The 13588-nt window shown below is 66.1% G+C and carries 10 protein-coding genes; 8 read left to right on the top strand and 2 right to left on the bottom strand.

All coding sequences use genetic code 11. The annotated features are described in order from the left end of the window. Positions 1–229: 229 nt before the first annotated feature. Genes AC1DQQ_RS18625 through AC1DQQ_RS18610 form a run of 4 tightly spaced genes read left to right on the top strand, consistent with a single transcriptional unit; the run spans position 230 to position 6975 of the window. Positions 230–2605 carry a beta-L-arabinofuranosidase domain-containing protein gene (locus AC1DQQ_RS18625; RefSeq protein ID WP_478046266.1) on the top strand — a complete coding sequence of 792 codons (2376 nt, stop codon included), beginning with the start codon at positions 230–232 and terminating at the stop codon, positions 2603–2605. A 29-nt stretch (positions 2606–2634) separates the two neighbouring features. Then, positions 2635–3636, top strand: a complete 1002-nt coding sequence (locus AC1DQQ_RS18620) for an Ldh family oxidoreductase (RefSeq protein ID WP_478046325.1) — start codon at positions 2635–2637, stop codon at positions 3634–3636. A gap of 2 nt (positions 3637–3638) precedes the next feature. After that, positions 3639–5411, top strand: coding sequence for a DUF885 domain-containing protein (locus tag AC1DQQ_RS18615; RefSeq protein WP_478046264.1), 1773 nt, complete (start codon positions 3639–3641; stop codon positions 5409–5411). A gap of 1 nt (position 5412) precedes the next feature. Beyond that, positions 5413–6975 carry a family 43 glycosylhydrolase gene (locus AC1DQQ_RS18610; RefSeq protein ID WP_478046262.1) on the top strand — a complete coding sequence of 521 codons (1563 nt, stop codon included), beginning with the start codon at positions 5413–5415 and terminating at the stop codon, positions 6973–6975. 69 nt (positions 6976–7044) lie between these two features. On the opposite strand, the gene AC1DQQ_RS18605 is transcribed toward AC1DQQ_RS18610, so the two are convergent. Both AC1DQQ_RS18605 and AC1DQQ_RS18600 read right to left on the bottom strand, forming a co-directional pair. Beyond that, positions 7045–8226, bottom strand: coding sequence for a M24 family metallopeptidase (locus AC1DQQ_RS18605; protein WP_478046261.1), 1182 nt, complete (start codon positions 8224–8226; stop codon positions 7045–7047). Continuing rightward, positions 8223–9458, bottom strand: a complete 1236-nt coding sequence (locus AC1DQQ_RS18600) for an NAD(P)/FAD-dependent oxidoreductase (RefSeq protein WP_478046259.1) — start codon at positions 9456–9458, stop codon at positions 8223–8225. Before AC1DQQ_RS18600 ends, AC1DQQ_RS18605 begins: the two co-directional genes overlap by 4 nt. Positions 9459–9538: 80 nt before the next feature. Here AC1DQQ_RS18600 and AC1DQQ_RS18595 point away from each other — a divergent pair, with 80 nt between their 5' ends. From AC1DQQ_RS18595 to AC1DQQ_RS18580, 4 genes are read left to right on the top strand one after another with little or no spacing between them, the layout of a single operon-like run. Beyond that, positions 9539–10453: a dihydrodipicolinate synthase family protein gene (locus tag AC1DQQ_RS18595; RefSeq protein WP_478031466.1), complete on the top strand. Its 915-nt coding sequence runs from the start codon at positions 9539–9541 to the stop codon at positions 10451–10453. 12 nt (positions 10454–10465) lie between these two features. Continuing rightward, entirely contained in the window at positions 10466–11464 is a 999-nt protein-coding gene (locus AC1DQQ_RS18590) for a 4-hydroxyproline epimerase (protein WP_478031465.1), read from the top strand. A gap of 31 nt (positions 11465–11495) precedes the next feature. Continuing rightward, positions 11496–12152 carry a GntR family transcriptional regulator gene (locus AC1DQQ_RS18585; protein ID WP_478031464.1) on the top strand — a complete coding sequence of 219 codons (657 nt, stop codon included), beginning with the start codon at positions 11496–11498 and terminating at the stop codon, positions 12150–12152. Between the two features lie 21 nt (positions 12153–12173). Continuing rightward, entirely contained in the window at positions 12174–13586 is a 1413-nt protein-coding gene (locus AC1DQQ_RS18580; protein WP_478031462.1) for an amino acid permease, read from the top strand. Positions 13587–13588 lie beyond the last annotated feature (2 nt).

Genomic DNA, 13588 nt, shown 5'->3' with positions numbered 1-13588 from the left:
GCCATGCCCGAGGAGCGGGCTGCCTGATGGGCGCACAACATCACGCGTGGAGGCATGCCAAATCAAAATGACATCTTTCCAGCGCTTTGGTGCGGTCCGCGACAATTGCGTCTGCACCCCTCTGCAGGACTCGATGTATGGATCCTTGCGGCAGCATATGCCGCGTTCGGCGATTGACCTCGCTGAGCAGACACAGTAATCGTATACAGTATTCTACGGGGAATGGCATATGCAGAGCACGCGTCGCGAATTGATGGCCGGAGCGGCGGCGCTGGCCGCGCTGGCGGGGCCGTCTGCCGGTCTTGCCGCGATCGCGCGGGGAGCAGGATTGCCGCGCAACGCCAAGCCCCTGCCCCTCTCCGCGGTGCGCTTGCGGCCATCCGATTATGCGACCGCGGTCGAGGTCAACCGCACCTATTTGCTGCGGCTGAGCGCGGACCGGCTGCTGCACAATTTCCGCGCCTATGCCGGGCTCGCGCCCAAGGGTGAAATCTATGGCGGGTGGGAAAGCGACACGATCGCCGGCCACACGCTCGGCCATTACATGTCGGCGCTGGTTCTGATCCACGAGCAGACCGGCGATGCGCAGGCGAAGGTCCGCGCCGACTATATCGTCGACGAGTTGGCGGCGGCGCAAGCGGCGCGCGGCAACGGCTATATCGGCGCGATGCAGCGCAAGCGGAAGGACGGCACGGTCGTCGACGCGATCGAGATCTTCCCCGAACTCATCAAGGGTGAAATCCGTTCGGGAGGGTTCGACCTCAACGGCGCCTGGTCGCCCTTCTATACCGTCCACAAACTCTTCGCGGGCCTGCTCGACATTCATGCCAGCTGGGGAAATGCCAAGGCGCTGTCGGTCGCGGTCGCGCTTGCGGGCTATTTCGAGCCGGTCTTCGCGGCGCTCAGCGATGCGCAGATGCAGGAAATGCTCGGCACCGAATATGGCGGGCTCAACGAGAGTTTCGCAGAACTGTCGGTGCGCACGGGGGACCGCAAGTGGCTGGCGATCGCCGAGCGCTTGTACGATCGCAAGGTGCTCGATCCGCTTGCTGCCCAACAGGACAAGCTCGCCAATTTCCACGCCAACACCCAGGTACCCAAGCTGATCGGACTGGCGCGAATCCACGAACTGACCGGCGAACCCGCCAAGGCGACCGCTGCGCGCTTCTTCTGGCAGACAGTGACGCAGCATTACAGCTACGTCATCGGCGGCAATGCCGATCGGGAATATTTTTCCGAGCCTGACTCGATCAGCCGCCATATCACCGAGCAGACCTGCGAGCATTGCAACACCTACAATATGCTCAAGCTGACACGGCAGCTGTATAGCTGGCAGCCGGACGGCGCGCTGTTCGACTATTATGAGCGCGCGCACCTCAACCATGTGATGGCGGCGCAGAACCCCAAGACCGCGGGCTTCACCTATATGACGCCGCTGCTGACGGGTGCCGTGCGGGGTTACTCCACACCCGCCGACGACGCCTTCTGGTGCTGCGTCGGCACCGGCATGGAGAGTCATGCCAAGCACGGCGAGTCGATCTTCTGGGAAGGCGAGAGCGCGCTGCTGGTCAACCTCTACATCCCCGCCGACGCGACGTGGCGTGCGCGCGGCGCCGAGCTGACGCTCGACACACGATACCCCTTCGAACCGACCTCGACGCTGACCTTGGGCAAGCTCGCCAGGCCCGGCCGGTTTGCGATCGCACTGCGCGTGCCGGGCTGGGCGGCGGGCAAGGCGGCGGTGGCCGTCAATGGCCGGCCGGTACGCCCCAGCTTCGCCGGCGGCTATGCCATCGTCGAGCGCAGCTGGAAGGCGGGAGACGCGGTTGCGATCACGCTGCCGCTCGACCTTCGCCTCGAAGCGACGCCCGGCGACGAGAAAACGATCGCGGTCCTGCGCGGGCCGATGGTGCTGGCGGCTGACCTCGGCACGACCGAGGGCGACTGGGCCAGCCCCGATCCGGCACTGGTCGGCGCCGACTTGCTCGGTGGCTTCCGCGCGGGCGCGACCCCGGCGACCTATACCACCAGTGGCGTGGTGCGGCCTGGCGATCTGACCTTCGTCCCATTCTACAAGCAATATGAGCGGCGCAGCGCGGTCTATTTCAAGCGCTTCACGGAAGGCGAGTGGAAGACCGAGGAAGCGGCCTATGTCGCCGAACAGGCGCGGCTCAAGGATATCGCGGCGCGCTCGGTCGACGTCGTCCATCTCGGCGAGATGCAGCCCGAGCACGACCATGGCCTGACGTCCGACAAGTCATGGCCGGTCAGCTATCGCAATCGCAATGGACGCGACGCGCGCGCGGGCGGCTTCTTCGAATTCACGATGAAAGCCAAGCCCGGCCCGCTCGTCCTGCAGGCAACCTATTGGGGCGAAGAGCGCGAGCGGGACTTCGACATCATGGTCGACAATGTGAAAGTCGCGACGCAGCATCTCGGCGGCGATGCGCCCGGCAAGTTCGTCGACATCGAATATCCGCTGCCTCGCGCGCTGACCGAGAACAAGACCCAGCTCAAGGTGCGCTTCGTGCCGCACGAGCGCAGCACGGCGGGTCCGGTGTTCGGGGTGGTGCTGTTCACGGCCAGGCCCGGCGCCACCAAGTGATCGACACCGAAACGTCGCCTACCGTCGTGATGACGCTTGCGGAGGTCCGCGCGCTCGCGCGTAGCGTGTTGTTGCGCGTCGGGCTGTCGAGCGACCATGCCGATGCGGTCGCCGAGACGATGATGGCGGGCGAGCGCGATGGCTGCGCCTCGCACGGGCTGTACCGCCTGCTGGTTGCCGCCAGGAGCGTGCGCGCGGGAACGGTGGTGGCGGACGCGACGCCGGTGCTGTCCGAACCGGCGCGCGCGCTCGTTCGAGTCCATGGTGGCGGCGGCTTCGCGCAGCTGGCATTCGAGACCGGCCGGGCCGTGCTAGCCGACAAGGCGCGCCGCCACGGCATCGCCGCGCTGGCGCTCAACAATGTGGTGCATTTCGCAGCGCTCTGGCCTGAGGTCGAGTGGCTGGCGGGAGAAGGGCTGGTGGCGCTCGCCTTCACGCCGAGCCATGCCTGGGTCGCACCTGCCGGCGGCACGCGGCCGGTGTTCGGAACCAATCCGATCGCGTTCGGATGGCCGCGGCCGGGCCGCGAACCGTTCGTGTTCGATTTCGCGACCAGTGCGGTCGCGCGGGGCGAGATAGAATTGCACCGCCGTGCCGGCAAACCCGTGCCCGACGATTGGGGTTATGACGCGGACGGGCAAGCGACGACCGACGCCAAGGCGGTGCTCGACGGCGCGATGCGCACCTTCGGCGGACACAAGGGCTCGGCACTGGCGGCGATGGTCGAATTGATCGCGGGGCCGTTGATCGGCGACCTGACCAGCGCTCAGTCGCTCGCCGCCGACGGCGGCGCGGGTGGGTCGCCACTCGGCGGCGAACTGATCGTGGCAATCGACCCGGCCGGCTTCCTCGGCGACCAGGTCGAAGCGCATCTCGCCCGCGCGGAGAGCCTCTTTGCCGCGGTCGAGGGACAGGGCGCGCGCTTGCCCTCGCAGCGCCGTTATGCAGCGCGCGCTGAGAGCAAGGTCCACGGCGTGCATATTCCGGCGCAGTTGCTCGCCGATATCGACGCCTTGATTGCAGGAGCATGACGATGCGGTACGGTTGGCTGACTCTGGCGCTGGTGCTGGGCACTTCACCGGCCGCCACCGGTGCGGCGGAACAGAAGGTCGCGAGGCGCGCGATCTCGGCCGACGACCGGCTCAAGGCGATCTACACCGCCGAATATGCGTGGCGGCAGAAGATGCAGGGTCCCGACGAGAACAGCCCAGCGGACACACGGGCCCGTCTGCCCGATGTCGGACCGCAGGCGCAGGCGGCGAAGCTCGCGCGCTGGACCGACACCGAGCGGCAACTCGCCGCGATCCCTGTCGCCGACCTCTCCGCCCCGGCCAAGGTCGATTATGCAGTCTACAAAGGCCAGATCGATGCGTTGCTCGCCGCGCAGATCTATCGCGAATATGAGAAGCCGCTCAACTCGGACACCAGCTTCTGGGGCGATGTCGCGGAGTCCGCGCGCGGGCGCTTTCATGACGAAGGCGACTATCGCAGCTACATCGCGATGCTGCGCGCCTTGCCGCATTATTTCGACCAACAGATCGGCAATATGCGCACGGGATTGCAGCGCGGCTTCACGCCTCCGAAAGTAACGCTGCAGGGACGCGACATCGGCGTGGCGCAAGTCGCCGAGGCCAGGCCGCTCGCCGACAACCCGCTTTACGCGCCCTTTGCGAGCTTCCCCGCGACGATCCCGGCCGCGACACAAGCCACGCTGCGCCGCGATGGAGAAGCGGCGCTCGCCGAGGCCGCGGTGCCGGCGCATGCCAAGCTGCTCGCTTTCCTGCGCACGGAATACATCCCCGGCGCGCGCACGACGCTCGCTGCCTATGACCTTCCCGACGGCAAGGCCTATTATCAGTCGAAGATCCGCGAATTCGTCACGCTCGACATGCCGCCGGAAGCGATTCACGCGATCGGCGTCGCCGAGGTCGCCAAAATCCATGGGCAGATGCTCGATGTGCTGCATCAGGTGAAGTTCGACGGCGACCTGCCGGCCTTTCTGCACTTCCTGCGCACCGACCCGCGCTTCTATCCCAAGACGCCGCAGGATCTGCTCAACCGCGCGGCGTGGATCGCCAAGACCTTCGACGGCAAGGCGAGCGACTGGTTCGGCCGCCTGCCGCGCAGCCGCTTCGCGATCAAGCCGGTGCCGGCCGATCTGGCGCCTTTCTATACCGGCGGGCGCGGCGGCCCCGGCATCTATCTGGTCAATACCTGGAACCTGCCGTCGCGGCCTTACTATCAGATGGTGGCGCTGACGCTGCACGAATCCGCCCCCGGCCACGCCATGCAGATGCCGCTCGCCGCCGAGAATAGCGGTCTGCCGCAGTTTCGCCGCGACGCGTATCTTTCGGCCTATGGCGAAGGCTGGGCGCTGTACTGCGAAAAGCTTGGCGACGACATGGGGATGTATGACGATCCCTATGACCGCTTCGGGATGCTGAGCTATCAGATGTGGCGCGCCGCTCGCTTGGTGGTCGATACCGGCATTCACACCCAGGGCTGGAGCCGCGAGCGCGCGCAGCAGTTCCTTCACGACAATACGGCCTTGTCGGACCACGAGATCGAAACCGAGGTCGATCGCTATATCGCGTGGCCGGGCCAGGCGCTGAGCTATTATATGGGCGAACTCGCGTTTCAGAAGGCGCGCGCGCGCGCTGAAAAGGCGCTGGGCGCCAGGTTCAATGTGCGGGCATGGCATGACGCCATGCTCCAGCTCGGCTCGGTGCCGTTGCCGGTGCTCGACGCGCGCACCGACCAACTGATCAAGAATGGCGGCAAGGGCCCCTATCCCGACGAGGAATGACGTGAAGCGCCCTTCCCTTCTCATCGCGCTGCTGGCGGCGACCCCGCTCACTGCGCAAACCATGCCGCGCGCGGAAAAAATCCACAGCAGCGGCAATCCGATCCTCGCTGACGGGCGCTATTATTCTACCGATCCGGCGCCCGTGGTGATCGGCGACAGGCTGTGGATTCTCGCCGGGCGCGATGAGGCCCCACCGGGCGTCAACGACTTCATCATGAACGAGTGGCAATTGCTCGCGACCAGCGATCCCGCAACCGGCGATTGGACGCACTATCCCGCGATCGCGCGGCCCGAGACACTGTTCAAATGGGCCGAGCCGGGCCGTGCCTATGCCGGACAGATCGTCCCCGGCCGCGACGGGAAATTCTATCTGTACGCGCCGGTGCTCGAGGCGAAGAGCGATGCGCCCGACCGTTTCGCGATCGGCGTCGCGGTCGCCGACAATCCGGTCGGGCCATGGCGCGATGCCCATCCTTCAGGACCGATCATCTCGCAGCGGACACCCGAACGCAACACGATCCAGAACATCGATCCGACGGTGATGGTCGATGATGACGGAACGCCGTTCATCTATTGGGGCACCTTCGGCCAGCTGCGCGGGATGGCGCTCGACCGCGACATGATCACGGCGAGGGGACCTGAGGTGCGGGTCGAAGGACTTCGCGGCTTCTTCGAGGCGCCATGGCTGATGAAGCGCAAGGGCGTCTATTACATGCTCTACGCCGGCAATAACGCCGGACCCGACAGCGATTGCACGCCGGCGGTGTATCATGCGTGCATCGCTTACGGCACGGCACCGTCTCCGCTTGGCCCCTGGACCTATCGCGGCGTGATCCTCAAGCCGGTATCGTCGACGACGTCGCATTCGGGGGCGGTCGAGTTCAAGGGCAAATGGTATCTCGCCTATCACACCGCCGATGCCGTTGGCGGCGGGCATTTCCGGCGCAGCGTGGCGCTCGACCGGATCGCATGGGACGATAGCGTCACGCCGGCGTTGATCCGCCCGGTCGTGCCGACGCGGCTGCCCCAGCCCGCGCCACGCGCCACGCGCAACATCGCCGGGTCGGCAACCGCCTTTGCCTCGAACATGCCCGTGCCGGTGCAATATTGGATCAACGCGATCAACGACGGCATTCGCCGCGCCTCGCCGTTGCCACCCGACATGTGGGGCACGTGGGTGCCCGACGCCATTCCCGCGCATCCATGGATCGAATATCGGTGGAACAAGCCGGTCACGGTCAACGGGTCGCGTCTCTGGTTCTGGGGCGATCATCCGGCCGGCGCGGGCGAAGGCGTCGCGCCGCCGAAGAGCTGGCGGATCGACTATTGGGACAGCGGATGGAAGCCGGTGCCGCGTGCGAGCGGCTATGGCACTGCGGGCGCGGCCGCGCAGGAAACGCGCTTCGCCGCCGTCACCACGCGCTGCCTGCGCGCAACCTTCGACGCGTCGCAGGCGGCTGGCGCCACCGCCGGTGTCGCGGTGACCGAGTGGGAAGTGCTCGCGCCCAAGCCGGTGCCGCCGGTCGCGGCCGGCGCGCATCGGCCAGAGCCCTGCGGCAAGTGAGCCGCCGGCAACGGCGATATGCGACCGCGGCTTCGATCGCGGGGCAAGTTTCGCGCCGCCACGATCCGATCAGGTGGCGAAAGGGCGGTCGAGCGACGGCTGCGGTTCGGTGAACCATGCCGCGCCCGTGTCGGTCACGTGGAAATGGTCCTCGAGCCGAATGCCGAAGCGGTCGGGCACGACGATCATCGGCTCGTTCGAAAAGCACATGCCCGGCGCGAGCGGCGTGCGGTCGCCGCGCACCAGATATGCCGGCTCATGGATAGCGAGACCGATGCCATGGCCCGTGCGATGCGGCAGTCCGGGCAGCTGGTAGTCGGGACCAAGCCCGGCGCGCTCGAGCACGGCTCGTGCCGCCGCGTCGACATCTTCGCAAGGTACGCCGGGCCGCACCGCGGCGAAGGCGGCGGCCTGCGCTTCCTTTTCCAGCGTCCATAATGTCCGGACATCGTCGTCGACTCGGCCGAAGGCGTAGGTGCGGGTGATGTCGCTGTGATAGCCCTCGACGGTGCAACCGGTATCAATCAAAACGAGGCCGTTCTCCTCGAGCTTTTGGTCGCCGGGCAGACCGTGCGGGAAGGCAGTGGCCTGCCCGAACTGAACCGCGCAGAAGGTCGATCCGGCCGCGCCGAGCGCGCGGTGCGCGGCGTCGATGAAGCCGATCACGGCGCTCGCTGCGATACCGGGCGCCAGAATGCGCGCCGCGCGGCGTTGCACCTCGAGCGTGATCGTCTTGGCGTGTTGCATCAGCGCCAGCTCGGCGCCGGATTTGACCATGCGGCACCCGTCGATCGCGGCGCTCCCGTCGATCAGTCTGCATCCGCGCGCGCGCAAATTTTCGCCATAGTGGAACGGCAGGAGCGGATCGACCGCAAGCGTCGCTCCGGCCGGCATTATCTCGGCGAGGAGGCCCGACGGGTCGATGTCCTCTTCCCATAAGGCCACCTCCGCCGGAATTCCCAGGACTGCCTCGAGCGAGCCACGTTCGAACGCCGGGCAGATCAGGCGAGGCTCGCCAACCACCGGCAGCAACAAGGCGACCAGCCGCTCGGTCGGGCTCCACGGGACGCCGGTGAAATAGCGCAGGCTGGGGCCGGCATTCACAAGCAAGGCGGTGGCGCCGATAGCGTCGGTCAGCGCGCGGGCGCGGTTCAGGCGGGTGCCGCGCTCGTCGCGTCCGATCGGCGGTGGCGGCGCCGGCCATGGAGGAAGGGTCGCCAGTTCGTCCGTCGCGTTCGATCCACCAATCATCGTCTGCCTCCCTTACCGCCGAACCGCTCGAGATCGAATGGGGCCATGTCGATGCGTTCCGGCGTCTCGTCGACCATCGCCGCGATGATCTCCGCCGTGACGGGCGCGAGGGTCAATCCGAGATGTTGATGGCCAAAGGCATAGAAGAGATTGTCGGCACGGCGCGAGCGACCGATTGCCGGGAGATAGTCCGGCAAGGTCGGTCGCGAACCCATCCAGCGAGTGAACGGCCCGTCGATCGCCAGCCCAAGTTCCCGGACATGCCGTTCGAGGCGCTCCCATTTGCGCGGATCGGGCGGGGCGTCGGTGGCGTGGATCTCGACGAAGCTCGCCGCCTGGACCTGGTCGGCGAAGCGCGTGACGATCATCGAGCGGTCTTCGAACACGATCGGCGGTAGATCGGACGGCCAGCGCCTGGCCGTCCCGCGGATATGATAGCCGCGCTCGGCGACGATCGGCGCGCGGTGGCCGATCGCCTCGACCAATGGGCCGGAACGGACACCGGCGGTGACGAGCACCCGGTCGCTTTCGAGGCCGGGAACCACGGCCCGGCCGTCTTCCAGCACCAAGCCCGCATGCTGCGGGAGGATCGTGCCGCCTGCCGCGCGGAAGGCATCGCTCAGCGCGGTGGCGAGCGCGTCCAGATCGGTGATCTGGGCAGTGCCGGAGAAACAGATGGCGCCGGCGACCGGTGCCGTCGTGACCTTCGCCAATTCTGCTCGCTGTTCCGCAGTCGCCTCGGCGAAGCGCGCCGTCCCGGTGTCGGCGGCGGCCCAGGCCGCGCGCCCGGCCGCCGCTGTGGCGGCGCTTTCCCACATCACGCAATGTCCGGCGTCGCTGAGCAGGCCCGGGGCGCCGATTGCCGCGACCAGTCGCTGCCAGGCGGGCAGCGCCTCGGCGAGCAGCGTGCCGAGCGCGCGCCTACCCTTCTCGAAACGCGCCGGCCGCGAGGCAGCGATCATACGCAGCGCGAACGGCAGCCAGGTCGCGATACCGGCAAGCGGCAGATCGAGCGCGCCGCCCCGCACGAACAACCGACCCGCCGCCGAACGCAACGTCGCGACCGACGCGAGCGGAGCGACCTGCTCTGTCGCGATGTGTCCGGCATTGCCCCATGATGCTGCATCGCGGCGGACGGATTGCTCCAGCAGCGTGACCGCGTGCCCGGACCTGGCCAAATGCAGGGCACAACAGAGTCCGACAACGCCGCCGCCAATGACCGTAATCTTCAAACCGATTATCCCCTATTGCTCCGCAGCAATTCATTTCGTATACCGTATTCCAGATGAAACAGAAGGACGGATTTCTCAAGATGGCAATCGGTTGGAAGGGTGTTTTTCCGGCAGTCACGACGCAGTTGCGCGCCGATCTGTCGATCGACCTGGACGACACGCAGCGTGTTGTCGACAACCTGATTCGCGACGGGGTGACCGGTATCATCGCGCTCGGCACGGTCGGCGAAAACAACTCGCTCATGTATGACGAAAAGGTGTCCGTCCTTACCGCGATTGTCGAAGTCGTGGCGGGGCGTGTGCCGGTACTCACTGGCGTTTCGGAATATGATACGCGCCGCGCGGTGCGCTATTCGCAGGCAGCCGAAAAGGTGGGCGCCGACGGCCTGATGCTGCTGCCGCCAATGGTCTACGTGCCGGACAGCCACGAGCTCGTCGCCTATTTCAAGGGTGTCGCCAGCAATACCGCGCTGCCGATCATGCTCTATAACAATCCGCCGGCCTATCGTACGGTGATCGACAAAGGGGTGTTGGCCGAGTTGATCGACGTACCCAACATCGTCTGCATCAAGGAATCGGCGCCCGACACGCGCCGGTTCACCGATTTCCGCAACGATTTCGGCGATCGTTTCGTGCTGTTCGCCGGGCTCGACGATGTGGCGCTCGAAGGACTCTACCTTGGTGCGCAGGGCTGGGTGTCGGGCCTGACCAACGCCTTCCCCAAGGAATCGGTCGGATTGGTGCAGGCGTTCGAGCGCGGCGATCACGTCAAGGCGCTGGAGATCTATCGCTGGTTCATGCCTTTGCTGCATCTCGATGCCGAGCATGATCTCGTGCAGTCGATCAAGCTTGCCGAGGAAGTGATGGGCCGGGGTTCGGAGCGCGTGCTTCCGCCGCGTTTGCCGCTGATCGGGGAGCGTCGGGCCGAAGTGATCGCGATGGTCGAAAAGGCCGCGGCGACGCGGCCGACGATCGAACTGGCCAAGGCTGCCTGAGGCAAAGCGGGCGTGCGCCATACCTTCTTCTGCATAGACGGCCACACCGCCGGCAACCCGGTCCGCCTGGTCGCGGGCGGGGCGCCACTGCTCAAGGGCGACAGCATGTCCGCTCGGCGGCAGGACTTTCTTGAGCGGTTCGACTGGATCCGCACGGGTTTGTGCTTCGAACCGCGCGGGCACGACATGATGTCGGGAGGCTTCCTATATCCGCCGACCACGGCCGATGCAGATATCGGCATCCTGTTCATCGAGACCTCGGGGTGCCTGCCGATGTGTGGGCACGGCACGATCGGCATGGTGACCTTCGGGCTCGAGCATGGGCTGATCCAGCCTGCGATCCCGGGGCAATTGCGCATCGAAGTGCCCGCCGGCGCGATTGACGTGCGCTATACGGCCGAAGGCGATAAGGTAACGGCGGTGAAGATCACCAACGTGCCGGCCTATGTCGCCCGCCGCGGCCTCGCGGTCGATATCGACGGAATCGGGCCGCTGACGATCGATGTCGCCTATGGCGGCAATTTCTACGCGATCATCGAGCCGCAAGGCGGCTATGCGGGCCTCGATGCGCTCGGCGCGGCGCGGCTGGTGGAATTGAGCGGGCGGATTCGCGAAGCCATTCGCGCGCAATATGAGCCGGTCCACCCGCTCGACCCAACGATCCGCGGGGTGAGCCATATTTTGTGGGCGGATGCGCCGCTGGCGGACGGCGCCGACGGGCGCAACGCCGTATTTTATGGCGACAAGGCGATCGACCGCTCGCCCTGCGGGACCGGCACATCGGCGCGTCTGGCGCATCTCGCGGCGACGGGACGGCTGTCGGTGGGCGATCGCTTCGTACACGAAAGCTATATTGGCAGCCGTTTCATCGGCCGCGTCGAAGCCGAAACCATGGTGGGCGACGTGCCGGCGATCATTCCGTCGGTCGAAGGATCGGCAATTGCCACCGGGTTCAACACGATCTGGATTGATCGCGCAGATCACTTCTGGGAAGGCTTTCAGGTACAATGAGTAAGCCCGCCGTTTTCCGGAGGATCCCAGCATGAGCATCGTCGTCCGAACTTTATCGGAACGCGTTTTCGAGATCGTCCGCGAGCAGATCGTGACCGGTCAATTGCCGCATGATCTGCCCATTCGACAGGACGCGCTGGCCGCCGAACTTGGCGTCAGCAAGATACCGTTGCGCGAGGCGCTGGCGCGGCTCGAGCAGGAAGGGTTGCTCACCAGTCACGCAAATCGCGGCTATTTCGTGCAACCGATGTCGAGCGCGCAGGCCGAGGAAATCTTCGAGCTTCGCCTGGCGATCGAGCCGGTCGCGGCCGCGCGTGCGGCGCGCTATGCCACTGAAACCGATCGACGCGCGGCGATCGAGACGTTCGAACGGCTCGATCGCGCGGCATCGGACAATCTTCCCGAAGTGGCGATGCGCAATCGCGACTTTCACACCGCGCTCGTCCGGCCCGGGGACCGTATCTTGACCACCCAGGTCGTCGAGCGGCTCACGATCCTCGCCGAGCGCTATGTCATCGCGCATCTCGCGCCGGCCGGTCGCGATCAGCGCGCTCATCTCGAGCATCGCGGCCTGCTCGATTCCTGGCTGGCGCGCGACGAGGCGGCCATCGTGTCATTGCTGAGCCAGCATATCGCCGCGACGCTCGATGATCTGAGATTGCAATTCGCGGCATCCGCCGCGACCTGATTCACCCTTCCAGGAGAGGTCATGTTCGGACCACGTAAGTCGCTCGACAGCGTTACGAGTCACCCCGAGAACGCACGCCTCGCCAAGACCTTGAGTTGGCCGCACCTTATCGCACTGGGCGTGGGCGCGATCGTCGGCACCGGTATCTATACCCTGGTCGGGGTCGGTGCCGAGCGCGCCGGGCCGGCGGTGATCCTCGCCTTCGTCATTTGTGGCCTTGTCTGCGGGTGCGCCGCACTTGCTTATGCCGAACTGGCGACGATGATTCCCGCCGCCGGCAGCGCCTATACCTTCAGCTATGCGGCGCTTGGCGAAGGCATCGCCTGGGTGGTCGGCTGGAGCCTGATCCTGGAATATTCGCTCGCCTGCTCGACCGTTGCGGTCGGTTGGTCGGGCTATCTCGTCGGCTGGATCGAATCCGCCGGGGTGCATCTCCCGCACGTCTTGCTGGTGGGGCCGCACGGCGGGGGAATCGTCAACCTGCCCGCGGTCGCCGTCGCGCTGGCGGTGATGGGTATGCTCGTCGCCGGCACGCGCGAGAGCGCGACGCTCAACATCATTCTGGTGGTGATCAAGCTGGTCGCGTTGGGGATCTTCGTCGGCTTCGCCAGCCCCAATTTCCACGCCGCCAACCTGCATCCGTTCATGCCCTATGGTTTCGGCAGCGATGGCAAGCATGGTGTGATGGCGGCGGCGGCGATCGTGTTTTTCGCTTTCTATGGCTTCGACGCGGTGGCGACCTCCGCGGAAGAGACCAGGAATCCGGCACGCGACCTCAAAATCGGTATCATCGGGTCGATGCTGTTGTGCACGATCATTTACATGGCCGTCGCCATCGCCGCAGTCGGCGCCTTGCCCTTCACCGCGCTGGCTAACTCGCCCGAGCCGCTGGCGCTGGTCTTACGCAATCTCGGCCAGCCGCTCGCGGCGCATCTGATCGCGCTGGCGGCGATCATCGCCCTGCCCTCGGTCATCCTGGTGATGATGTACGGGCAGAGCCGGGTGTTCTTCGTGATGGCGCGCGATGGCTTGCTGCCGCGCGGGCTGGCCAAGGTGTCGAAGCGCACCGGCGCGCCGACCCTGATCACCCTGCTGACCGGCGCGACGATCGCCGCCGTCGCGGGCATCTTCCGGCTCGACGAGATCGCGGAGCTCGCCAATGCCGGAACCCTGCTTGCCTTCATTTCCGTCGGTGCGTGCCTGATGGCGTTGCGACGAACCGCGCCCGACGCGGAGCGACTGTTTCGGAGCCCGGCGCCCTATGTCGTCGGCACACTGACGATCCTCGGATGCCTGTATCTGATGGTCAGCCTGCCGCCGATGACGCTGTTGCGGTTCGTCGGCTGGAACGTCATTGGCCTGATAATCTACTTCGCCTATAGTCGACGGCGCAGCGGGGTCACGCTGGGCACGGCACCGGCCGCAGCGCTCTAGAT

The organism is Sphingomonas sp. P4_G3 (assembly GCF_056401105.1).
The sequence above is the reverse complement of the archived record's forward strand: the minus strand, read 5'-3'. Positions and strand labels throughout refer to the sequence as shown.

Coding starts and splice junctions, on each gene's coding strand:
- AC1DQQ_RS18620 (WP_478046325.1), top strand. CDS start 2,635: ATGACGCTTGCGGAGGTCCGCGCGCTCGCGCGTAGCGTGTTGTTGCGC.
- AC1DQQ_RS18605 (WP_478046261.1), bottom strand. CDS start 8,226: ATGATTGGTGGATCGAACGCGACGGACGAACTGGCGACCCTTCCTCCA.
- AC1DQQ_RS18615 (WP_478046264.1), top strand. CDS start 3,639: ATGCGGTACGGTTGGCTGACTCTGGCGCTGGTGCTGGGCACTTCACCG.
- AC1DQQ_RS18580 (WP_478031462.1), top strand. CDS start 12,174: ATGTTCGGACCACGTAAGTCGCTCGACAGCGTTACGAGTCACCCCGAG.
- AC1DQQ_RS18585 (WP_478031464.1), top strand. CDS start 11,496: ATGAGCATCGTCGTCCGAACTTTATCGGAACGCGTTTTCGAGATCGTC.
- AC1DQQ_RS18595 (WP_478031466.1), top strand. CDS start 9,539: ATGGCAATCGGTTGGAAGGGTGTTTTTCCGGCAGTCACGACGCAGTTG.
- AC1DQQ_RS18625 (WP_478046266.1), top strand. CDS start 230: ATGCAGAGCACGCGTCGCGAATTGATGGCCGGAGCGGCGGCGCTGGCC.